Origin of the sequence: Paeniglutamicibacter gangotriensis Lz1y (assembly GCF_000348945.1) — a bacterium.
GTDB classification, from domain to species: Bacteria; Actinomycetota; Actinomycetes; order Actinomycetales; family Micrococcaceae; genus Paeniglutamicibacter; species Paeniglutamicibacter gangotriensis.
In genome coordinates, this window is sequence record NZ_AOCK01000005.1 from 177526 (window position 1) to 200081 (window position 22556).

A 22556-nucleotide genomic window follows, 5' to 3' on the forward strand; every position below is an offset into this window, starting at 1 on the left:
AACCACGACCGCAAAAGGGCCCGCGGCCTTCCCTTTTGGAGGAATGCCACGGGCCCTCGTCGCCAGGAGCCTACTGCTTAGATGATCGAATCGCTGAGGTGGTTCGGGGTACCGAAGCGGTGTGCGGTGATGGAGATTGCCTGCTCGCGCAGGAAGGTCAGCATTTCCACACGTCCCGCGGAGACCACGTTGCTGCCGTAGATGGCAACATCGGGCTTGCCGTCGGTGGCTTCTGCCACGTCCATGACCGAGCCGCCGATCAGGCGGATGCGGGCGCCGGAGTCAGGGCCGGTCTTGGCTGCCAGACGAGCGGCACGGGTACCGAACGCCTGCGCGTCTTCGATAACAACGACAGCCGAGGATTCGGTCAGCACCGCACGGATTGCCGCAGGCACTTCGGTCGACGAAGACACCGTGACACGGGATCCGGCGGCGATACCCGCGGCAACCACGCGCACCAGCTCGGCCAGGCCGTGACCGGAGGTCTCATGCTCGAAGCGAATGGTGACCGGCAGTGCGCGGTAGCGGAACACGTTGCGCTCGGCATGCAGGCCGGAGACGTCCTTGGCGGTGTTGAACTCGTTGATCCAGGCATCGTTATCCGAGGCCAGTGCGGATTCGAGCCAGGTGAGGTCGGCTTCATCCAGTCCGGATTCGCGCGAGGCCTTCAGCAGTGCCGCCGAAGTCGCCGAGAGCATGCCCGCGGCGGTGGCCACCGGGGCGTCTTCCCAGGTGCCCATGCCCACCAGGTAGTTCGGTCCGCCGGCCTTGGTGCCTGCACCGATGGCCGACTTCTTCCAGCCGCCGAAGGGCTGGCGCTGCACGATGGCACCGGTGATGCCGCGGTTGATGTAGAGGTTGCCGGCCTGGATGTTCTCCAACCAGTAGCCCATCTCCTCGGAGTCCAGCGAGTGCAGGCCCGAGGTGAGCCCGTAATCGATGTCGTTGACGATGGCCACTGCCTCTTCGAGGGTTTCCGCGGTCATCACGCCGAGGATCGGGCCGAAGTACTCGGTGAGGTGGTACTCGGAGCCGCGCTTGACTCCCGAGCGGACGCCCGGGCTCCACAGCTTGCCGGACTCGTCGAGCTGCTTGGGCTCAAGCACCCACTTCTCGCCCTCGCCTAGGGTGGTCAACCCGCGCAGCAGCTTGCCCTGCGCTTCTTCGATAACCGGGCCCATCTGGGTCTGCGGGTCGCTGGGGTAGCCGACCTTCAGCGAGCGGATGTCATCGATGAGCTGGTTGTGGAAGCGCTTGGATTCCGCTGCGGTTCCCACCAGGATCACCAACGAGGCTGCCGAACACTTCTGCCCAGCGTGGCCGAAGGCCGAAGCCGCGACATCCTTGGCGGCCAAGTCCAGGTCCGCGTGCGGGGTAACGATCAGCGCGTTCTTGCCGCTAGTCTCGGCCAACAACGGCAGGTCCTTGCGGAAGGAACGGAACAGCTGGGCCGTCTCATAACCGCCGGTCAGGATCAACCGATCAACACTCGGGTGGCTGACCATCGCGGTGCCCAAGGAGCGCTCGGAAAGCTGAACCAGCTGCAACACATCGCGCGGCACGCCTGCTTCCCACAATGCCTCGACCATGACGGCGCCGGAGCGTGCGGCTTGGCCTGCGGGCTTGATGATGACCGAGGAACCGGAGGCCAACGCCGAGAGCGTCGAACCTGCCGGGATAGCCACGGGGAAGTTCCACGGCGGGGTGACGACCGTCAGCTTCGAGGGCACGAAGGTGGCGCCATCGGTCGTTTCCAGATCCAGTCCACGCTGGGCGTAGTAGTGGGCGAAGTCGATGGCCTCGGAGACCTCGGGGTCGCCCTGGTCCAGGGTCTTGCCACATTCGGAGCCCATGACCTCGAGCAGGTCGGCGCGGTGCGTTTCCAGTGCTGCACCGGCACGGTGCAGGATGGCGGCGCGGGCGGCGGCGCCCATTCCCTGCCATGAGGCGGAGGCGGCGACGCCCGTCTCGACGATCTCGTTGAGCTCATCCTCGGTGCGGATCAGGGCCTTGGCCACCGCTTCCTTGCCGAGGGTGGAGGCTTCCATCTTGTTGACGATGGCCCGGCCCCAGGCGCGGTTGCCCGGCAGGTCCGGGTCGGTGTCCGGGGTGTTGGAGAAGTCGGCGGTGCCATCGGCCAGTGCGGCCAGTTGGGCTTCGACGGCCTCGGTGTCCACGATGTTGCGGTCCTGGATGCGGTGCGGAGCCGGGACGCTGTCATCCAGATCTGCTAGCGAGGCCAAGAAGCGCTGCTTCTCACGCTCGAACAGGGCTTCGTTCGAATCCAGCTCGAAGACCGCGGACATAAAGTTTTCCTGGCTGGCGCCTTCTTCTAGGCGACGAATCAGGTAGGCAATGGCTACGTCGAACTCGGCGGGGTGAACCACCGGCGTGTACAGCAGCAGACGCCCGACGTCCTGGCGGACGGCCTCGGCCTGGCCGGTGGCCATGCCCAGCAGCATCTCGAATTCGATGCCGTCGGTGACGCCGCGGCCCTGGGCCAGCAACCAGGCCAGAGCGATGTCGAAGAGGTTGTGGCCGGCGATGCCGATGCGCACGTTCTTGACATGTTCGGGGCGCAGCGAGTAGTCGAGTACCGACTTGTAGGAAGTATCCGAATCCTGCTTGGTGTGCCAGGTGGCTACAGGCCAGCCGTGAACGTTTGCTTCGGCCTGTTCCATCGGAAGGTTTGCACCCTTCACGACGCGCACCTTGATGGGGGCTCCGCCGCGGGCCACGCGCTTGGCTGACCATTCCTGCAGGTGAATCATGGCCGAAAGGGCATCGGGCAGGTACGCCTGCAAGACGATGCCTGCCTCAAGATCAAGGAATTCCTCGAGGTCCAGGAGCCGGGTGAAGACCGCGATGGTCAAATCCAGGTCCTTGTATTCCTCCATGTCCAAGTTGATGAACTTTTTCTTGGGCGCGGAGGAGGCAGCCAGACGGTAAAGCGGAATGAGCTTTTCCACGATGTGGGCCACGGCCTCGTCGAAGGCCCAGTGGTTGTGCGGGGCAACGGTGGAGGAAACCTTGATGGAGACGTAGTCGACGTCGTCGCGGGCTAGCAGCTGGTGGGTTCCCTCGAGGCGGCGGGCGGCTTCGCTCTCGCCGAGGATGGCCTCGCCCAGCAGGTTGAGGTTGAGGTCGATGCCTTCTTTTTTGATCTTGGAGATCGAGGCGCCGAGCTTCGCGTCGGTGGCGTCGATGATCAGGTGGCCGACCATCTCACGCAGCACGCGGCGGGCGATCGGGACCACGATGCCCGGAAGAATCGGGGCCATGGTGCCACCCAGTGCCACTGCCTGGCGCATGTACCACGGCAGGAAGGAGGGGACCTTGGGAGCCAGTGACTTGAGGTTGCGAGCAGCAACCTTCAGGTCTTCGGGGCGGATTACTCCATCAACGAATCCGACGGTGAAGTCCAGCCCACTGGGGTCCTTCAGGACTCCTGCCAGCTGTGCAGCGGAGGCGTCCACTGGAAACTTCGACCCCTCAGTGAGCCAACGGCGCACCAATTTGATCGTCTGGTCGGCGAGGTCCTGAGGGCGGACTGACGGCGTGCCGTCGGCATCCAGGGCCGCCGGAACTACACGTACGTGCGGGGTCGTTAGTGACACGTCTGCTACTCCTTACAAGGAATGGGTGGGGTGATGCGGAATACCACTACCCATCTTGCACGCGTATGACGGCACATTGATAGGTGGGTTCACCAGCAAGTATGGACTGAACCGACACTTAAGCGAAAGTGAATAAAGCCGAAGGATTTACTTCGGGTTTCCCAATGTATTCTAGGACTCACTGAACCTCTCTGTTTGGGGGTTCCCCCTTTGGCCGTCAGGAGCGTCCTCTCATGTTGGAAATCCGCCGTCTGCGACTGCTGCGCGAACTGAGCATCCGCGGCACCATCGCCGAAGTTTCCGACGCCCTGAGCTACAGCCCTTCCTCGATATCCCAGCAGCTCTCCCTGCTGGAAAAAGAAACAGGAGTGCCCCTGCTGCGCAAGGTGGGCAGGCGCTTGCACCTGACCCCGCAGGCCGAGGTGTTAGTCGCCCACACGCACGAGCTGCTTGATTCCATGGAGCGCGCTGAGGCAGATCTTGCCTCGACGCAGCCGACAATTGCCGGTACGGTGCGCATGGCCGTCTTCCAGACCGCGGTGCTCTCGCTGATCCCTTCGATGTTGCGAGAGCTGCGCCAAAATTTCCCGCACCTGCGGGTGGAAATGGTGCAGCACGAGCCAGAAACGGCGCTTCGCGAGACGTGGGCGCGGGATTTTGATCTGGTTGTCGCCGAGCAGTACCCCGGGCACGCGGCCCCGCACTATGCGGCACTGGACCGCAAGCTCCTGGCGCACGACACCATCCGACTGGCTCTTCCGGAACGCAACGATGCGATGCCCGCCGAATTCCACCACGTCACCTCGATCGAGGCCGCGGCATCCCTGCCTTGGGTCATGGAACCGAGAGGAGCCGCATCACGCCACTGGGCGGAGCAGGCCTGCCGCACCGCAGGCTTCGAACCCGATGTGCGTTATGAAACCGCCGACCTACAGGCCCACGTGCGACTGGTCGAGTCCGGCAATGCCGTCGCGCTACTTCCGGACCTGGTGTGGGCCGCCCGCACCCGCGAGCTACGCATCGCCGACCTACCAGCGGCGCCGCAGAGAACGATTTTCACGGCCATGAGACATTCCTCGACCCAGCACCCCGGGCTGCTTGCCGTGCGTAATGCGTTGCATCAGCAGGCGCAGGGGCTTTCGGGGATCAATCCAGCCGAACAATCCATGTAATCCAGGTCACAGGCGTGTAACGGCGCGGGTGCTGCTCTTCGGCGTAGGTTGTTTTTACCGACATATTCATAGACGGTTACTAAACGACAGGTACGTGTCGAGCAGCAGCACCATCGCTTCGCCCGGCAACATACATTCCTTTCGGGGATCACTTTTCCCCGGCTCGCCCAACCTTCATGAGGTCCACAACATGTCCGACTCAACATTCCAGCTGATAGCCATTGCGGTGTATCTCGCAGCAATGCTCGGCATCGGTTACTTCGCTTTCAAACGCACCAACAACATCGACGACTACATGCTCGCAGGCCGCGGTCTGAAGCCCGGGGTTTCGGCGCTCTCGGCCGGCGCCTCGGACATGTCCGGCTGGCTCCTGATGGGCTTGCCCGGCGCCATCTACCTCAACGGCCTCATCGAAGCCTGGATCGCCATCGGCCTGACCATCGGTGCCTGGCTGAACTGGAAGTTCGTCGCCCCGCGCCTGCGCTCCTACACCGCGGTGTCGCAGAACGCGATCACCATCCCCAGCTTCTTCGAGAAGCGGCTGAAGGACAACAGCCACTTCCTGCGCATCGCCGCCTCGGTGATCATCCTGGCGTTCTTCACCTTCTACGTTTCCTCCGGCATGGTGGCAGCAGGTAAGTTCTTCGAGTCTTCCTTCGGCTGGAACTACTTCACCGGCTTGTTTGTGGTCGCCGCAGTCACGCTGGTCTACACGCTCTTTGGAGGATTCCTCGGAGCCACCCTGACCGACGTGGCCCAGGGCCTGCTGATGTTTGCCGCACTCATTGCGGTACCGATTGTCGCGATCTTCCAGGTGGGCAACATCGAGGATATCGCCAACAAAATCACCACGGTCAACCCGGATGCTCTGAACCTGTTCTCCAGCTTCAACGGCAGCACCAACGGTTTCCTGGCCGCCGTGGCCATTTTCTCCACCGCAGCCTGGGGGCTGGGCTACTTCGGCCAGCCGCACATCATCGTGCGCTTCATGGCCCTGCGCTCCCCCTCCGAGGCCAAGACGGCCCGCCGCATCGGCATCGGCTGGATGGCCATGACCGCAATTGGCGCGATCATCACCGCCCTGGTGGGCATCGCCTACTTCTCCGATAACCCGGCCAAGGAAATCACCGACCCTGAGACCGTATTCCTACTGCTGAGCCAGGTCTTCTTCCACCCGTTTGTTGCAGGACTGGTACTCGCGGCTGTTTTGGCGGCCATCATGTCCACCATGTCCTCGCAGCTGATCGTGTGCTCCTCGGCCCTGGTCGAGGACCTGTACAACATCGCCGGCAAGAAGCTGAGCCCGAAGCGCGAAGTCGTGCTCGGACGCACCGGCGTGCTGGTTGTTGCCGTCGTCGCCGCATTGCTGGCGTTGAACCGGAACTCGAGCATCCTCGAGCTGGTCTCGTTCGCGTGGGCCGGATTCGGTGCCGCGTTCGGCCCGATCGTCTTGCTGAGCCTCTACTGGCGCAAGCTGACCTCCACCGGCGCCCTGGCGGGCATGATCACCGGTGCGCTGACCGTATTCATTTGGGGCAACATCGACGCGCTTGCCTCGAACATGTACGAGATCGTCCCCGGCTTCGTGCTGAACCTCGTGGTCACCGTGCTGGTGTCCCGTGCCACCTACAAGCACAACCCACTCATCGAGGAAGAGTTCTCCGCGATGGAGGCCGAAATCGAAGAAAACGCTCCGTACGTGGCTTCCGAGCCACAGCGGTAGTCGCGCAACATGCCCCCTCACCGTTTCCGGTGAGGGGCGTTTTGTGTTTGACTGGAACCGAAAGATCATCAATCGCTTATACATAAGTTGAGAAAGGGAGAGTTGACCCGTGAAAGAACTTTTTGATTTCAATTTCGACAGCTTTGTAACCCCCAAGATCGTCAAGATCGTATACGTCTTGATCACCATCGGCCTGGGTATTCTGTACCTGATCATCGTGATCAGTTCCTTCATGTCCGGAGAGACGGCGCTCGGCTTCCTCTCCATGATCATCATTGGCCCTCTAGTGGTGCTGATCTATCTGGCGCTGGCCCGCATGGGCTTGGAATCGCTGGTCGCCACAATCCGCACCGCTGAGAACACCGGTGAACTGGTCCGCCTGTCCGGCGGCACGGCACCGGGAAACACTCCTCCTGCACCCGGCGGCTACCCGGGCGGCCCGTCGTTCGGCGGACCCGTTGATCCGCAGGCACCGCCGGCGAACCCGTACCAGACCCCGCCGCAGGCCTAATCATTAGCTGACGCAGGCCGCCGGGGCGGCGGGCCGGAAAACCACTACTGCACGTGGTTTACCGGTCCGTCGCCCCGGCTTTTTTCATTCCCGTTTCCTGCCGTCTGCCAGGTACTGCCTGCTGCTGGTCATCGCCGGTAGGATGCACAGCATGCCCGACGCCCCAGAAGTCACCCCCACCGCAGCAGAGTCCGTCCCCACACCCGAAGTCTCCGATGATTTTGTGATCAAGAGCCACAGCACCGCCTCCGGGCTGCGCTACACCAGCACCACCGGCCGCATGGTGCTGCGCAAGGAAGAGGACTCGGCGGGTAAAACCAGTGGGTTTACGGCGAAAGCCGAAATCTTTCTCGTCGCCTACACCGCCGACAGCGCCGCGGATTCCTCGCCGGCAACCGGTACCAAAGCGCGGGCGACCAAGCCTGCCGGTCCGGTGGGTGCCAACCGCCGTCCGGTGGTGTTCGCCTTCAACGGCGGTCCCGGTTCGGCCAGCCTATGGCTGCACATGGGGCTGCTCGGTCCGCGGATCGTTGACTCGGGCGATGTGGGGAACATGGTTCCGGCACCCTACGGCGTGATCGATAACCCCGAGTCCCTGCTGGAGCATGCCGACGTGGTGATGATCGACCCGGTCAATACCGGCTTCTCCCGCGTCGTTGACGGCGGAACCACCGACGAGTTCCATTCCTTCACCGCCGACCGCGACCTGGTGGCGGAGGTCATCCGGCTCTGGGTGACCCGCAACCAGCGCTGGCTCTCCCCCAAGTACCTCATCGGGGAGTCCTACGGGACCATGCGCGCCGTGGCGGTGGCCCGCCGCCTGCAGGAAGCCCACGGCATGAACGTGAACGGGCTCGGGCTCATTTCCACGGTGTTGAACATGTCGACACTGGATTTCGCTCCGGGCAACGACACCCCCTATCCCCTGCATCTGCCGACCTACGCCGCCATCGCCCACTACCACGGCCGCCATGGCAACCGTCCGCTGCCAGAGGTGCTCCGGGATGCCGAGGACTATGCCTCCGGCGACTATGTGATGGCCCTGCATCTGGGTAACCGACTCTCCAAGCGCAAGCTCGACTCCGTGGTCAAGCACCTGGCGGAGATCACCACGCTCTCCGAATCCTTCATCCGGCGCACCAACCTGCGCTGGGACTACATGGAATTCGCCACCGAGCTGCTGCGTGACGAGGGTCTGATGGTCGGGCGCATCGACGGCCGCTTCACCGGGGTTCCCCCGCGTCTGCAGGAGTCGCACACCTGGCACGATCCGTCGATGCGCGCCATCACCGGGCCCTACGCCGCGGCCATCAACCACTATGTGCGCGCCGAGCTCGGCTACGCCTCGGATTTGCCCTATGAGGTGCTCACACCGCGGGTGCAACCGTGGAGTTACGATGGGTTCGAGGGCACACCGGTCGATGTCACCGGGGATCTGGAGCGGTTGCTCATCGAGATCCCGGAACTGCGGGTACACGTGGACTACGGGTACCACGATGGAGCCACCCCGCACTATGCCGCGGAGTATGTCTGGGCGCATCTCTTAGTCCCCGCAGCCGCCAGGGAACGTATCACCCACCATTACTACAAGGCCGGGCACATGATGTATCTGGACCCCGCGGTGCGCGCCGCGCAGCTGGCCTCGCTGGCCACCTTCGTCACCGGCGAGTAGTACAGCGGCCCCTGAGTGGGAATGGTTCCGGGGACGCCGCTGCAGCTTGGCGTCCCCGGAACCGCTTGCTGGCTTAGGCCAGGACTCCGCTCGGCTGGTTTAGCAGCGGCACGTGGCGCACCGCGCCCTTGTCTGCCGACTGGGCGAAGGCCGCGTAGGCCCGCAGTGCCGGTGAAACCACCCGGTCCCGGTCACGGGGTTGGTAACCGATGCTCGATTCCAGCACGTCCCGGCGCCGGGCCAGTTCCTGGTCAGTGACTTCCAGCGTGATCGAGCGGGCCGGGATGTCGATGGAGATGGTGTCGCCGTTTTCCACCAGCGCGATGGCGCCCCCTGCCGCGGCCTCGGGCGAGATGTGCCCGATCGAGAGCCCCGAGGTACCACCGGAGAAGCGGCCGTCGGTGATCAGCGCGCATTTCGCCCCCAGCCCCAGACCCTTGAGGAAGGAGGTGGGGTAGAGCATTTCCTGCATGCCCGGGCCACCGCGTGGACCTTCGTAGCGGATCACCACGACGTCGCCGGGGACAATTTCCTTGCTCAGGATCGCGGTGACCGCGTCGTCCTGGGATTCGAAGACCACAGCCGGGCCGGAGAAGCGGAAGATCGACTCGTCCACGCCAGCGGTTTTCACCACGCACCCATCCAGGGAGATGTTTCCGCGCAGCACGGCCAGGCCGCCCTCGACGGAGTGTGCGTGTTCCATCGAGTGGATGCAGCCATTGGCGGCGTCCAGGTCCAAGGTGTCCCACCGTTCGGACTGGGAGAACGCCTCGGCGGAGCGCACGCAGCCGGGGGCCGCATGGAAAAGCTCGGTCGCGGTGTCCGTGGCCTTGCCGCCGCGGATATCCCAGTCATCGAGCCAGGAACGAAGCTCGGTGCTGTGAATGGATCGGACATTGTGGTTGAGCATCCCGCCACGGTCCAACTCCCCCAGGATCGCGGGGATGCCCCCGGCGCGGTGGACGTCCTCGACCAGGTAGTCGCCGTTGGGGGCGACCTTGGTCAGGCAGGGGGTGCGGCGGGAGATCTCATCGATGTCATCGAGCGTGAAGTCCAGCTCGGCCTCCTGCGCGGCTGCCAATAGGTGCAGGATCGTATTGGAGGAGCCTCCCATGGCGATGTCCATGGTCATGGCGTTCTCGAACGCGGGGCGGTTGGCGATGGCGCGCGGCAGGACCGAGACGTCATCGTCGAAATAGTAAGACTTGGTGATGTCCACGATCGCGCGCCCGGCATCCTCGTACAGGTCCTTGCGTGCGGTGTGTGTGGCCAGCGTGGTGCCGTTGCCCGGCAGGGCCAGGCCCAGGGCTTCGGTGAGGCAGTTCATGGAGTTGGCGGTGAACATCCCCGAGCAGGAACCACAGGTGGGACACGCGGCTTCCTCGACGCGCAACAGGTCTTCGTCGGAGACCGAGTCGTTGACGGCGTCGGCGATGGCGGAGATCAGGTTCAGGCGCTTGCGCACCGTGCCGTCCACCAGCACCGCCGTGCCGCCTTCCATCGGTCCGCCGGAAACAAACACGGTGGGGATGTTCAGGCGCATGGCGGCCATCATCATGCCCGGGGTGATCTTGTCGCAGTTGGAAATGCAGATCAGCGCATCGGCGCAGTGGGCGTTGACCATATATTCGACGGAGTCGGCGATGAGGTCGCGGGAGGGCAGCGAGTACAGCATTCCGCCGTGGCCCATGGCGATCCCGTCGTCGACGGCGATGGTGTTGAATTCGCGCGGGATTCCCCCGGCCTCGAGGATCGCATCGGAGACGATGCGACCCACCGGCTGCAGGTGGGTGTGGCCGGGGACGAATTCGGTAAAGCTGTTCGCCACGGCGATGATCGGCTTTCCGAAGTCGGAGCCCTTGACTCCGGCGGCGCGGAGCAGGGCTCGGGCGCCGACCATATTGCGGCCGTGGGTGACTGTTCGTGAGCGTAATTCAGGCATTGGACCAGTCAACCAGCAACGTTGCGGTGGCGGAAGACGCTCCTAATACTAGTAGTGGCAGTGATAGATTTATCTTCAATGAGTGATGGACGAAGACAAGAACTAGGGCAGTTTCTGCGCGATCGGCGCGGCAACTTGGTCCGGGCGGAGCTGGGACTGCCACCGATCGGCCGCAACCGCACGCTGGGACTGCGCCGCGAGGAGATTGCGGCCTTCGCCGCGGTCAGCATCACCTGGTACACCTGGCTTGAACAGGGCAGGGACATCAACGCCTCCCGTCAGGTGCTCGAATCCATCGCCCGGGTGCTCACCCTGACCAGTGCCGAAACCGCCTATGTGCTGGCGTTAGGCGGATACACCCCGACGCCGTCGAACGAGGTCATTACCGTCGAGCAGGCACCGGAGCACCTGCAGCGGCTGCTGGACACCTTCGATTTTCCGGCGTTCGCCGTGGCACCCGATTGGGGCATCGCGGGCTGGAACCGCGCCTACGCTGGCCTCTACACGCGCATCGCCACCGTGGACCCGGAACAGCGGAACCTGCTCTGGCTCATCTTCACCGACCCGCACCTGCGCAAGATGCTGCCCGACTGGGAAGAAACCTCACGACACTTTGTCGCCGAATTCCGTGCCGAAGCCGGCGCCCGCCTCGGCTCGGCGGCCCACACGACATTGATCAAACGGCTCAGCGAAGCCAGCACACAATTCGCCAAACTCTGGGCCGACCGCGGCGTGGAACGCTTCGCCTCCAGACAACGCGTCTTCCTGCACCCGGTGGCCGGCGAGCTGGTCTTCGAGCAACACCGATTGGTGCCCTCGGATGCTCCGGAGCTGCACCTGGTGATGTATGCCCCGGTGCCGGGCACCCCGACCAAGGAACGGCTGCAGATACTGCTGGAGGACAGGGTGCCGCCAGCGGCATATCCGCTCGACCACAACGTTGGCTAAGCTGGGCTAATGGCATGGCAGCGCACGCAAACCCATTTTCTTGCACTTCCCTCCGCGACACTCTGGGAGGTATTGCGCGATCCGGGACGTGTTCCCGAATGGAACCGCGCCGTGGCAAAGCTGGAGCCACACACCCGGCCCGTGGTCGCCGGAACCTCCTTGGACCTGGTCCCGGCAGGAAACCTGATCGGGCCGATCCATGCCAGAACCGCGCCCCAGGCAGTGGTCACCCGGGTGGAACCAGGCAAATCAATGACGTGGCGCCAACCCCAGCCAGGCGGCCATCTGCTGGTGCACTTACAGCTGCGCGATGTCCCCGGCGGCACCGAGCTGACCCAGCAGTTGACTGTTACAGGTCCCCTGTCCGCGGCATTTACCGAAACCGCTGCCAAACCAATCGCCGCGAACTTCGCCGAAAACTGTGCCCGGCTCTACACCGTGGCCGGCGGCCAGACGGCAAAGAACCTGCGGATCGTGATTGCCGGTGGTCACGGATTCCTGGGCTCGCGGGCCGCCGCTGATCTGCATTGCCGCGGACACGAGGTCGTGGTCCTCACCCGCCGGAAACGCGCCGACAGTCCTTACCAACAGCAGTTGTGGGACGGGAAGTTCCAGGGCCCGTGGTCCACCACATTGCACAAGCCCGGTTACCAGACAGCCGTGCTGAACCTGGCAGGTGAACTGGTGGACCTGCCGCCCACCGAATCCAACATCAAGCTGCTGCGCTCCTCCCGGATCGACGCCACCGGCGCTCTGGTGGACGCCTCGAGGGCCGCAGCGGCACCCCTGGCAGCATTCCTGCAGTCCAGCACCACCGCGATCTTCGCCGACGCCGGGGAAACACGCCTCACCGAATCATCCCCACTGCCCGTGGGTGCGGCCGCACTGCCCCAGATGACAGGCGTCGCCCAGCCGTGGGAAGAAGCGGCGGCAGGTGCCAACACCGAGCACCTGCACATCCTGCGCACCTCTTTGGTGTTTGAGCAGGAAAGTCCGCTGGTGGACCGGCTCTCCCTGCTGGCTCGTGTGGGCCTCGGCGGTCCGGTGGCCGGTGGGGAACAGTGGGTCAGCTGGATCCATTTGGCCGACTGGCTGCGCATCGTCCGCGCGGCACTGGGACTGGAGGAACACGTTTCGCTCCCGGACGGGGTCCTGCATCTGGCCGCACCGCACCCGGTGCGCAACCAAGACATGATGGCGGCCCTGCGGGCCCGACTCGCACCGGGCCCCTTGCGCCGCTTCTTCCTGCCGACTCCCGCCCCGGTATTGGCCCTCGGCGCCAGGGTGCTGCGCACCGATCCTGCGCTAGGAAGCACCGGACGGCACGTGACCTCGGAGGTCCTGGCGAGGGCCGGATTCACCTTCGAACACCCGGACTTCGAGACCGCGTTGGACCAGGTCCTTGGCTGAGGCACGGCGGTTACGCCACGCACTGACGGATTCGCCCGCCGGGCCGCTGCGGATCGTTGCCTCGGAGCGCGGGATCTCCGGGATCTATTGGCAAAACCATGCCCATCCCCCGGGGCCAGAGGTCCTGGGAGAACGACTGCCCTCCCCCGATGCCGATGCGCTGGTTAGCCAATGCGCCACGGAACTTGCCGAATACTTTTCCGGGACGCGCAAGGAATTCGAGGTGCCTTTGGATGCCCAAGGTACCGAGTTTCAGCACCGCGTCTGGGAGCAGCTGTCCCGCATCCCGTGTGGCGAATCGCGTTCCTATGGCCAGCTCGCCCTGGCACTGGGGGACGTCAAGCTGACCCGGGCGGTGGGCACCGCCAACGGCAGGAACCCGATTTCCATCATCGTCCCGTGCCACCGGGTCATCGGCTCCGATCGGTCACTGACCGGCTACGCCGGTGGGCTGGAAGCCAAGTTGTTCCTGCTTCGTCTCGAAGGCATTGAACCGGCGGCCGAGGCGACACTGTTCTAGATGTTTATCCTTGAACCGCGTCAGGCCAGGATGAGGCTGTCCAACGACTGCCGCAAGATGTTCTGGGCCTCGGGATCCAGACGGTGGCCGGAGATCAACGCATCGACCTGGCCCAACGGGACGATCTGACACAGGCCCGTCACTCCCCACTTGGTGTGGTCGGCCACGATGATTTGCTGGGCCGCGGCCTTGATAAACGCCTGGTTCGTCTGCGCCTCCAACATGTTCGGGGTGGTGAACCCGTCTTCCGCCGTCATGCCGTGCACCCCCAGGAACAGCAGGTCAACATGCAGCTGTCCCAGGGCCGACAACGAAAGCGGACCGACTAGGGCGTCGGAAATGGTTCTGATCCCGCCGGTGAGGATGATGTTCTGGCTCGGGTTGGCCGCCGCATAGAAGACTTCGGCGATGCGTGGGGAGTTGGTCACCACCGTGAGGTCCTTGATGCCGGTGCATTGGGCGGCCAACGCGTACGTGGTGGTGCCGGAGTTCAGGGCGATGGACATGCCCGGTCTCACCAGCCCCGCGGCCGTTTGGGCGATCGCCTGCTTTTCGCCGGATTCCAGTGCGAGCTTGTGCACAAACCCCGGCTCGTTGCTGGTCGGGGCGGCATCCAAGGTGGCCCCACCATGCACCTTCACCAAGGCGCCGCGAGCTGCCAGCGTGTTGAGATCGCGGCGCACCGTCATCTCCGAGACCCCCAGCTCGGCGGCCAGCGAGGTCACACGCACCTGCTCGCGTTCACGCAGTGCATCGAGGATGCGTTGGTGGCGGGCGCTGGCCAGCATCTCGGTCATGGGGATTCCGTTCGTTCGGGCGTTTGGTCAGATTCCAATGGTAGCGAAGAACCGAACACAAAGGCGCAAAACATGTTCGAAGTTGCGCGACTTGCGTCGGATTCGTCGGGGTCACGGAAAAGTTTCCGCGGCTTACTAATGCCTAGGAACCGATGAGAGTCATATATTTGGCGAGTTTCATCCAAAGTTGTGTTCCGATAGAATGTGATCGGAATTGTTTGATTATTTCCGTTTTCGCTCAAGGAGCACCTGTGGACCAGAATCTAAGCCAGGCCGAACCCGTGCGATCAACCCTTGCTGACGGTCGTGAACTGCTCTACTTCTTTGACGGCGGAAAAACCCCGGTGGGATTCGTACCACCCAAGGACACGCGCAGCCTTCCTGCCCGACCGGCGCCCTCCGACCTGCGTTACGACGCATTGGCCGGAGAATGGGTTTCCTTTGCCGCGCACCGGCAGACCCGCACCCACCTGCCGGCCGCCAGCGACTGCCCACTGTGCCCCACCGGTGCTGGCATGGCCGGGGAGATCCCTGCGAACACCTACGACGTGGCGGTCTTCGAAAACCGTTTCCCGTCCTTCGGTCCGGAACAACACCTCGGGCAAGGTTCCGCAACACTCGGCGCCGCACATCCCGCCCACGGCCGATGCGAGGTCATTGCCTTTGGTCCCGGACACACCGAATCCTTAGCGACGCTGGGCAGCGACCGAATCCGCACGGTCATCGATGCCTGGGCCCATCGCACCGCCGAACTTGCGGTCATGGACGGGGTCGGGCAGGTCTTCCCCTTCGAGAACCGCGGCGCGGAAATCGGGGTGACGCTGCACCACCCACACGGCCAGATCTACGCCTACCCTTATACGACGCCGCGCACCGATAACCAGATGGCCAGGGCCGCTGCACACCGGGCCAGCACCGGCAGGAACCTGATGGCCGACATCCTTGACTTCGAGATTTCCGATGGACGCAGGATCCTTGAACGCGGCACCCACTTCACCACCTTTGTCCCATTTGCCGCACGCATGCCCATCGAGGTACATCTGGTGCCGCACCGCCAGGTGGGCGGCCTGGACGAACTCAGCGAAGCCGAACGCACCGAACTGGCCGAGATGTACCACCGGCTGCTGCAGTGCGTCGATGGCCTGTACTCCACCGACACCCCCTACATCGCCGGCTGGCACCAGGCCCCACGGTTCCACGAGCACCGCTCCGAGGCACGTTTGCACCTGCAGCTAACCTCCCCGCGCCGCGCCGAGAACAAACTCAAGTACCTTGCCGGATCGGAGGCCGCCATGGGAGCCTTCATCGGAGACGTCACGCCCGAGGCCGCCGCTGCGGCCCTGCGTGAATCAGCAGCCCGACTTCAGAGAAGGACCGAGGAGAAGTGAACTCCGACGCTGTGACATCCCTAGCCGGGACCTTCGCCGCCCTCTACGGCGCAGCCCCCGATGCCTACTTTGCTGCCCCGGGCCGGGTGAATCTGATTGGTGAACACACCGACTACAACGAAGGCTTTGTCCTACCCTTCGCCATTGACCGCGTAGCAACCATCGCGATCAAGCTTCAGGAGACCGGTGGCGTCCGGCGCCTGCGTGTGGCCTCCACCCAGGGCGGGCCCGTCGTGGAGGCCGCATTCGATGGATTGGTGCCCGAGTCCGTGGCCCCATGGGCCAGGTACGTGGCAGGGGTCTTCTGGGCCTTGGAGCAACAGGGTTTGCCGATGCCCGGAGCAGACGTGCTACTCGATTCCTCGGTACCCATCGGGGCGGGACTTTCTTCCTCGGCCGCCATCGAATGCGCCGTGGGCCTGGCTTTGAACACCCAGCTGGGGCTGGGCTTGTCCCGCGAAGAACTTGTGCTGATCTGCCAGCGGGCGGAAAACGACTTCGTCGGGGCACCTACGGGCATCCTGGATCAATCGGCCTCGCTGTTGGGCACTGCCGAACATGCGTTGTTCCTCGACTGCCGCAGCAGGGAAGCAGTGCACGTCCAGCTGCCGTTGGAGGCCGCGGACCTGGCACTGCTGGTGATCGACACTCGGGTCAGCCATGCGCACGATTCGGGCGGTTACAAGGAACTGGTGGCAGCCTGCACCCGCGGGGCCCAGGAATTGGGTGTACCGGCCCTGCGCGATGTCGGCATTGAACGGCTGGTCGAGGCCCAACAGGTCCTGGCACCGCAGATCTACCGGCGGGTCAAGCACATCGTGACCGAGAACCAACGGGTCCTGGACACGGTGGAGCTCTTGGGCGCCCGGGGGCCGGCGGCGATCGGCCCACTGCTGACGGCAAGCCACGTCTCGATGCGCGACGACTTCGGGATCTCTTGCGATGAGCTGGATCTGGCGGTTGATACGGCGATGGCTGCCGGCGCCCTAGGTGCGCGCATGACCGGTGGCGGATTCGGCGGATCGGCCATTGCGCTGATCCCCGCTGCGCGTGCGGATGACGTGTCCGCTGCGGTGCGTGAGGCATTTGCCCGTGCCCACTACCTCGCCCCGGAGATCTTCTCCGTGATTCCCGGACCTGGGGCCCGGCAGCTGTAGCCAACGCGGCAGCATGGTCGCCCACCGGGCAGCGACAGATTCGCCACCTTCGGTAAGACTAGACTCCGGCCGATGACCGCGCCAGTGGGACTTGTGCTGGGGTCGCTGAGGTGTGCGAAACGATCTAGCTGAACCCGACGGACCACTTCTTGCTCCGTGGCTCCAGTGCCCGATTCCCAGCTAATTCCCCGTCCCCGCGCCTATTATGGGAGGGAACAATGCTCTGGCGCGCTTGCCCGGTGCATAGGTTCGGTGCAGGAAAAAGAGGTAGTCAGATGGATCGCGTCGCCATTGTCTATTACCAGCGGGATGCCCGGGCGAAGTTGCTTGCCGCAGAGCTTGCCGCCCAGTTGAAAGTCCATGCGCTGCGTTCCGAGCTGCTGGCCGTCACAAATTCTTCGGCCCACGAGCTGATCTATTTTGACGCCATGGTGCTAGTTGGACCGGTGCGGTTCTCACGCATGCACGGCCTGGCCTTGGTCACGGCGGTCTTCGGTTTCCGCCCGGTGGCACTGCTGATCAGCGGAGGCACGGACGGCAAACGAATCCTGCGCCGGCTTCCCAAGCACATGCGCGGTGAAGTGCCGGTTTTCATGGCCGGTGACGATGACCCGCAACCCAACGGGGTCTCGCATCTGGTGACTTGGTTGCGTGCCATGATCGGGTTTTCCGGATATCGCGCCATTCGGTTGAGCTGAGGCCCACAGAATTGTTAATGGAGTAGGTGGGAGGGTTTGCCTCCCACCTCTCACACCACCGTACGTGCGGACCTCGCATACGGCGGTTCACTGGGTCGTTTGAAACCGATCCCACGCTTGGCGAAAGAGCAACGGGCCTTGATCAACCCAGTGTTCGTTGGGCAATGCCCTCTTAAGGATGGGCGATCCCGCGATACGCCAATATGCGCGACTGCTCATGCCCCACTGATACGCCAAATCTGGTCGTATCCCGAGCTTGCGCAGGTTCGTGACTCCCGTCCGCGGTCGCTTCCATTCCTTCCACCGGATCTGCCGCACCCGACGCCTAAACCACGTATCCAGATCGGAGAACTTCTTCGGTGTCTGTGACAACCGGAAATAGCCCATCCAACCCCGGACATAGCGGTTCAATCGTCCGATGCGGTACCCCATGGACACACTCCACTTCCGCGAAGTCAGAGCACGGATACGATCCTTCATGCGTTTGAACGCCTTCGGAGCAATCCTGATCTTGACCCCGCCCTTGACGAAGTAGAACCCGAAACCCAGCAATGTTGCAACGTTCGCTGGATTGATCGTGGACTTCTGCCGGTTCACCCGAAGCGACAGGCGCTCCTCAAGCACTTTCGTGGCTTGATCAAGCACCCGGATCGCGGCCCTCTTCGATTTCAGGAACAGCCGGATATCGTCGGCATACCGCACAAAGCGGTGCCCCCGACCCCAGAATTCCTGGTCAAAATCGTCAAGCATGACGTTCGAAAGCAACGGTGACAAGGGAGAACCCTGAGGCGTTCCCTCAAACGTTTCCCGTCGAACACCATCGGCCATGATCCCCGCCTCAAGATAGCGGCGAACCAACTTCAAGACCCGTTTGTCTTCCACTTTCCGCGCAACCCTGGCCATCAGCATGTCGTGATTAACCCGATCAAAGAATGCATCAAGGTCAACTTCAACCACCCACCGATACCCTTGGGAGATCACCGTTTGGGCGACCTTCACCGCATCGTGGGCGCTTTTGCCCGGCCGGAACCCATAAGACACCGGCACGAACCCCGGCTCGAAAACCGGGGACAGGACTTGCGCGAGAGCTTGCTGGATTAAACGATCCAGCACGGACGGCACCCCCAACATCCGTTGGCCGCCGTCAGGTTTCGGAATCATCACCTGACGCACCGGCAACGGTGCATACGTGCCAGCGTCCAACGCTTCGCGGGTCTCCGCCCAGTGTTCAGCCAGCCAGTCACGAAGATCCTCCGTGCCCAGCCCGTCAACACCGGCGGCGCCCTTGTTGCGTTCGACGCGTTTCAACGCGACCAACAGGTTCGCTTGGGAAAAGACACGTTCCCACAGTTCCTGTCGATCCCTGACGTCATCCCCGATATCCGCCGGAATCTCACTACTACGCACAGACAGGGGCCCTCCCGGATTCACCGGTACTTCCAACAAACCATCTGCTCCGCTCTCCACGGATTTACTGCGATGCCAATGAGTCACGAGAAATATCGCTTCCAATCATCAATTCCCAGCGTTCGGCCCTTCCCCACCACCAACAAGATTCCGGTGGGTACTATGGCGTCTGCTGACTTCTGCCCCGTCAGTCACGACCCTTAAGACCGAGCCGCTTCACCCCAACCGCTGGTGATGCACCGGGACAGATCTCCCCAGATAAGAACATTTACTTTCCCCCTGCCGCCGCCGCATTTACACACTGGCCGTTTTGGTGGAGCGGGCTTCACCGTCTCGTGCCGGCTTACCCCAACCAGCATGCCTTCTATGCGGTTCGTGTCCCTCGGTGCAGGGTTTTGCCTCCGGCTTCCTTCCCACCCCACCTCGCGGTGACGCAGCTGCCATTGGCTAGAAGTTAAACCACCTTCTCCTTCAGAGGACTTTCACCTCCAAGCAAATGCCCATGCTGGGCGTACAGACACGAAAGGCCCCAAACTAGAAGTTTGAGGCCTTTCGATTTTCGTGGAGGTAAGGGGATTCGAACCCCTGACCTTCTGCATGCCATGCAGACGCGCTACCAACTGCGCCATACCCCCGAAAAGGTTTGGTTCCGGACTTTCCCGAAGGGCTCCCGAACCGAGATAACAATCTACAGCACCCTGATGCCCAAACACCAATCGCCACCGCACGCCCCATGACAAGTGACCCCTGAACATCGACTTTCACGACACCGAACACGCTGGAACATGCACCTAAATCGACCGAGAATGACGTCCATCACAGTACGAAATTGTATGGAATTCCATGGAACCCCCCGCTCTTGCCGGTCAGGCAGCCAAAGCTGCCTGACCGCCCGGGGCCCCGGCAAGGCCCGGGTCCGCTCCAGTGGCCGGTCTCAGACCCCAGCGCTGCCGGTGTCGTTGATCGAGCCGTTGGAGGGTGTTTCTCCGCTGCGACACGCTGGTGTGATCCTTAGGGGGGAACGAACGTCGTTCTCGGATGACACGTGCGGCGTTGATGTCGCAGTGGAGTTTCTTCCCGCAGAACCGGCACCCGAAGTGCCTGCCCCTGCGGTTGCTTTTTGCGGTGTACCCGCAGCCTGAGCATTCCTGGCTCGTGTACGCGGAGCCCACCTCGGTGACAAGGATCCCGTACTTTGGTGTGAGCGCCGCGAGGCGGGCTTTCACACAGGCGCGTCCGGTGCGGGTGAGCAGCCGGTTCATGCGCCGGGACATGCCATGGCCGCGGAAATCCAGCTTCTCCACCACCAGCTCCATCACCCGTTCATCCCCGCCGTCGCGGGCGAGGATGTTCAGCACCCGCCCGATTTCGTTGGTGACAAAATCCTTGATGCGCTGGTTGAGGGCCCGGTATTCGGGGTTGTCACGGAGTTTGAGGCCGCGGGATTGGTGTTCGGCGGCGATCTCGTTGAGCCGCTGGTCCCAGGATTTGAGGGTGTGGAGCATGGCTTGGCCCAGGAGCCGTCCGTCGCTGGTGGCAAACAGGGCATTGGCCAACCCGAAATCCAGGCCCACCACGATCTCGGTTTCTCTTTTGGGTGCGTCGGGGGTGTTCAGCAGCAGGGAGATCGCCGCCCCGGCGGGTTGCCCGGCCCCGGTGGTTTCCAGATGGAGCTGGATGACCCCGGCCAGTCTGGCCCCGGGTTGGGCTGCCAGGTTCTCGAAGTACGAATTGTTTTTCAGTGGGATACGAACTGGCTTGCCACGAGAGAGGGTGGCGACAGTGACCCACCAGGAGTATTCGGTGGCGCCGGTGGGGCGTTCGGGTTTGGCGATGATCGAGTCCAGGAGAAGGGTCCGCACCCGGGAGAGATCAGGGCGTCGAATCTTTCGGGAGCCGAGGTGTTTGGCCAGGTGGCGGGCGAGCTTCAGGTCGGCCGGTTCCACCGGCACCCACACGCACTGCTCGGGATGTGCCTGGGCCCAGGCGTGGGTGACATGGACCAGTTCCCCGCCGACGGCCTGACTCCAGGGCAGGATTATTTCGGTGGCCCACCAGGCGTGGCGCGAGTTGATGCGATAGAGGGTGGTGCGCTGGATTCCGGTCAGGGTGGAGGCGGTGATCGTTTCGCGGACGACGGCTTCCAGCAGGGCCAGCCAGGAGACGTGGGCCGCATGGACCTGGTTTTGCGCGGATTTGACTTGCCGGGCCGACAATTCGGTGTTGAAGGGTAGGCAGGTAAGGATCCTCCACTTGGGCAGAGGCGAACCGGCCTGAAGTTCCCGCACGGTCAGGGAGGAGAGATTCGCCAGGGTGTCCCGGAAGGCGGGGAATAGGGCCATGAGGGCTTGTTCCTTGCAGGGGTTGGCGGCCAGTTGGTGGCGGTGGGCGGTGATCATCCCAAGGCCCGGGTGGGGTGCGAGATGCCATCGGGTGGGTGCCACCGAACCCCTGGTACGACGTGATGTCGTTGCGTGATCTCTGCTGTGTGCATGTATTCACTTTAGGTGTGGGCCCCGACACTTTGGACTCGCCGCGGGCGGGCTGTGGATTGCGGTTTCCCCGGGAAACGCCAATGCCCGGGGCCATGGCCCCTGCCAAGGGTTCGCCCTTCGTATACCGGTCGGGGTCCGCACCATGGTACGGGGTTGCGCTACCTGCGCGACCGTGTATCCGGACTTACCCCAACCGGCATGAATTGACGGGTGCAAACCAATACTTGCACCGAGAAGGTCCATGGTTATGGATCTTTTTCCATGGAATCGGTGAACTAGTACGAACACCACCGTCGCCGGCCGTGGCAGCTGCACTCGTTCTCGCCCAGAATACCGATTCCCCGGAGCCGTCCACACCGGGCATTCCATGCTCCCCTGAACGACACCTCAGGCCTATCGAAACAAGAACCCGAGAGCGGTGGGTTAAATGTTGGGTTAATTAGCGCTGAACGATTTTGTCGCTAGTCTAGCAATATGGCAATCCGTGGTTCATACGCAAAGGGCATCGCAAAGCGTGCCGAAATCCTTGATGTAGCGCTGGAAGTATTCGCAACAGAAGGCTACCGTGGCACGTCCCTGAGAAAAGTCGCGAGCCTCTGCAATCTCTCCCTGGCCGGGGTCATGCATTACTTCGAGTCCAAGGAGGACCTGCTGGTCCAAATCTTGCGCCGCCGCGACGACGCCAATACCATCGCGGGAACCACCGAAGAGCAAGAGGACGCCTTTGCCGCCGCCTTGGGTCGGGGCCCCAGCGAACCCGGACTGGTCGCGCTCTACGTGACGATGGCGGCCGCCGCAGCGAACCCCGAGCACCCCGCTGCCGCCTACTTCCAGGAACGGAACGCGAAACTCATGGAGTTGTCCGTGGATTCGTATTACAAGGACAAGCACCAGCCTGGAGCCGAAGAGCTCGACTATTTCCGTGCCATGGCACGAGTCATCCTTGCGGCCGCCGATGGCCTGCAACTGCGCTGGCTGGTCGATCCGAGCGTGGATGTCGCAGGTGATATCAAGCTGCTGACGAAAGCGACCAGGGAGAGCATGAGCCTGAAGCTGAAGCAGTGGGCTCCCGCGTCCGAATAGCCCGTTTCCTTTCTGT

16 protein-coding genes and 1 tRNA gene are annotated in these 22556 nt (G+C 63.1%); 11 read left to right on the forward strand and 6 right to left on the reverse strand.

Annotated elements, in window-relative coordinates:
• Positions 1 to 77: 77 nt before the first annotated feature.
• On the reverse strand, positions 78 to 3617 hold the full coding sequence (locus ADIAG_RS09965) for a bifunctional proline dehydrogenase/L-glutamate gamma-semialdehyde dehydrogenase (RefSeq protein ID WP_007271229.1): 3540 nt from the start codon (positions 3615 to 3617) through the stop codon (positions 78 to 80).
• Between the two features lie 233 nt (positions 3618 to 3850).
• Between ADIAG_RS09965 and ADIAG_RS09970 the strand changes: the two genes are divergently transcribed.
• The 4 genes from ADIAG_RS09970 to ADIAG_RS09985 all read left to right on the forward strand — a co-directional run bounded on the left by ADIAG_RS09970 (position 3851) and on the right by ADIAG_RS09985 (position 8695).
• Complete coding sequence (locus tag ADIAG_RS09970; RefSeq protein ID WP_007271230.1) at positions 3851 to 4789, forward strand: LysR substrate-binding domain-containing protein; 939 nt, start codon at positions 3851 to 3853, stop codon at positions 4787 to 4789.
• Positions 4790 to 4979: 190 nt separating this feature from the next.
• The gene (gene putP, locus ADIAG_RS09975; protein WP_007271231.1) at positions 4980 to 6512 is read left to right on the forward strand and encodes a sodium/proline symporter PutP; all 1533 of its coding nucleotides are present in this window, start codon (positions 4980 to 4982) and stop codon (positions 6510 to 6512) included.
• Positions 6513 to 6621: 109 nt separating this feature from the next.
• Positions 6622 to 7023, forward strand: coding sequence for a DUF4282 domain-containing protein (locus ADIAG_RS09980; RefSeq protein ID WP_007271232.1), 402 nt, complete (start codon positions 6622 to 6624; stop codon positions 7021 to 7023).
• A gap of 151 nt (positions 7024 to 7174) precedes the next feature.
• Entirely contained in the window at positions 7175 to 8695 is a 1521-nt protein-coding gene (locus ADIAG_RS09985) for a S10 family peptidase (RefSeq protein WP_007271233.1), read from the forward strand.
• Positions 8696 to 8768: 73 nt separating this feature from the next.
• On the opposite strand, the gene ilvD is transcribed toward ADIAG_RS09985, so the two are convergent.
• Positions 8769 to 10637, reverse strand: a complete 1869-nt coding sequence (gene ilvD, locus ADIAG_RS09990; protein ID WP_043474357.1) for a dihydroxy-acid dehydratase — start codon at positions 10635 to 10637, stop codon at positions 8769 to 8771.
• Positions 10638 to 10715: 78 nt separating this feature from the next.
• Between ilvD and ADIAG_RS09995 the strand changes: the two genes are divergently transcribed.
• The 3 genes from ADIAG_RS09995 to ADIAG_RS10005 are packed head-to-tail and all read left to right on the forward strand — an operon-like array spanning position 10716 to position 13515.
• A complete protein-coding gene (locus ADIAG_RS09995) occupies positions 10716 to 11585 on the forward strand; it encodes a helix-turn-helix transcriptional regulator (RefSeq protein ID WP_007271235.1) in 870 nt (289 codons plus the stop codon).
• A 9-nt stretch (positions 11586 to 11594) separates the two neighbouring features.
• Positions 11595 to 12995, forward strand: coding sequence for a DUF1731 domain-containing protein (locus ADIAG_RS10000; RefSeq protein ID WP_007271236.1), 1401 nt, complete (start codon positions 11595 to 11597; stop codon positions 12993 to 12995).
• Positions 12988 to 13515 carry a methylated-DNA--[protein]-cysteine S-methyltransferase gene (locus tag ADIAG_RS10005; protein WP_007271237.1) on the forward strand — a complete coding sequence of 176 codons (528 nt, stop codon included), beginning with the start codon at positions 12988 to 12990 and terminating at the stop codon, positions 13513 to 13515. Before ADIAG_RS10000 ends, ADIAG_RS10005 begins: the two co-directional genes overlap by 8 nt.
• A 20-nt stretch (positions 13516 to 13535) precedes the next feature.
• Here ADIAG_RS10005 and ADIAG_RS10010 read toward each other — a convergent pair whose 3' ends face one another.
• Entirely contained in the window at positions 13536 to 14312 is a 777-nt protein-coding gene (locus ADIAG_RS10010; protein ID WP_007271238.1) for a DeoR/GlpR family DNA-binding transcription regulator, read from the reverse strand.
• Between the two features lie 251 nt (positions 14313 to 14563).
• Here ADIAG_RS10010 and galT point away from each other — a divergent pair, with 251 nt between their 5' ends.
• The 3 genes from galT (at position 14564) to ADIAG_RS10025 (ending at position 17555) form a co-directional block, all read left to right on the forward strand.
• Complete coding sequence (galT, locus tag ADIAG_RS10015; RefSeq protein ID WP_007271239.1) at positions 14564 to 15700, forward strand: galactose-1-phosphate uridylyltransferase; 1137 nt, start codon at positions 14564 to 14566, stop codon at positions 15698 to 15700.
• Positions 15697 to 16857 (forward strand): galactokinase, encoded by a 1161-nt coding sequence (galK, locus tag ADIAG_RS10020; protein ID WP_007271240.1) that lies wholly within the window; start codon positions 15697 to 15699, stop codon positions 16855 to 16857. The genes galT and galK overlap by 4 nt, the downstream gene beginning before the upstream one ends.
• 275 nt (positions 16858 to 17132) lie before the next feature.
• Positions 17133 to 17555 carry a hypothetical protein gene (locus tag ADIAG_RS10025; protein ID WP_007271241.1) on the forward strand — a complete coding sequence of 141 codons (423 nt, stop codon included), beginning with the start codon at positions 17133 to 17135 and terminating at the stop codon, positions 17553 to 17555.
• 87 nt (positions 17556 to 17642) lie between these two features.
• Here ADIAG_RS10025 and ltrA read toward each other — a convergent pair whose 3' ends face one another.
• From ltrA to ADIAG_RS10040, 3 genes are all read right to left on the reverse strand, one after another.
• Positions 17643 to 19067 carry a group II intron reverse transcriptase/maturase gene (ltrA, locus tag ADIAG_RS10030; protein ID WP_235045878.1) on the reverse strand — a complete coding sequence of 475 codons (1425 nt, stop codon included), beginning with the start codon at positions 19065 to 19067 and terminating at the stop codon, positions 17643 to 17645.
• Positions 19068 to 19524: 457 nt separating this feature from the next.
• Positions 19525 to 19597 (reverse strand) — tRNA-Ala (locus ADIAG_RS10035).
• A 231-nt stretch (positions 19598 to 19828) separates the two neighbouring features.
• Positions 19829 to 21304, reverse strand: a complete 1476-nt coding sequence (locus tag ADIAG_RS10040) for a zinc ribbon domain-containing protein (RefSeq protein ID WP_007271243.1) — start codon at positions 21302 to 21304, stop codon at positions 19829 to 19831.
• A 627-nt stretch (positions 21305 to 21931) separates the two neighbouring features.
• On the opposite strand from ADIAG_RS10040, the gene ADIAG_RS10045 reads away from it, so the two are divergent.
• A complete protein-coding gene (locus ADIAG_RS10045; protein WP_007271244.1) occupies positions 21932 to 22540 on the forward strand; it encodes a TetR/AcrR family transcriptional regulator in 609 nt (202 codons plus the stop codon).
• Positions 22541 to 22556: the final 16 nt, after the last annotated feature.

What these genes read in the sequence shown, in the direction of transcription:
- ADIAG_RS09970 (WP_007271230.1), top strand. Translation starts at nt 3,851, where the DNA reads ATGTTGGAAATCCGCCGTCTGCGACTGCTGCGCGAACTGAGCATCCGC.
- putP (WP_007271231.1), top strand. Translation starts at nt 4,980, where the DNA reads ATGTCCGACTCAACATTCCAGCTGATAGCCATTGCGGTGTATCTCGCA.
- ADIAG_RS09985 (WP_007271233.1), top strand. Translation starts at nt 7,175, where the DNA reads ATGCCCGACGCCCCAGAAGTCACCCCCACCGCAGCAGAGTCCGTCCCC.
- ilvD (WP_043474357.1), bottom strand. Translation starts at nt 10,637, where the DNA reads ATGCCTGAATTACGCTCACGAACAGTCACCCACGGCCGCAATATGGTC.
- ADIAG_RS09995 (WP_007271235.1), top strand. Translation starts at nt 10,716, where the DNA reads ATGAGTGATGGACGAAGACAAGAACTAGGGCAGTTTCTGCGCGATCGG.
- ADIAG_RS10000 (WP_007271236.1), top strand. Translation starts at nt 11,595, where the DNA reads ATGGCATGGCAGCGCACGCAAACCCATTTTCTTGCACTTCCCTCCGCG.
- ADIAG_RS10010 (WP_007271238.1), bottom strand. Translation starts at nt 14,312, where the DNA reads ATGACCGAGATGCTGGCCAGCGCCCGCCACCAACGCATCCTCGATGCA.
- ADIAG_RS10025 (WP_007271241.1), top strand. Translation starts at nt 17,133, where the DNA reads ATGGATCGCGTCGCCATTGTCTATTACCAGCGGGATGCCCGGGCGAAG.
- ADIAG_RS10040 (WP_007271243.1), bottom strand. Translation starts at nt 21,304, where the DNA reads ATGGCCCTATTCCCCGCCTTCCGGGACACCCTGGCGAATCTCTCCTCC.
- ADIAG_RS10045 (WP_007271244.1), top strand. Translation starts at nt 21,932, where the DNA reads ATGGCAATCCGTGGTTCATACGCAAAGGGCATCGCAAAGCGTGCCGAA.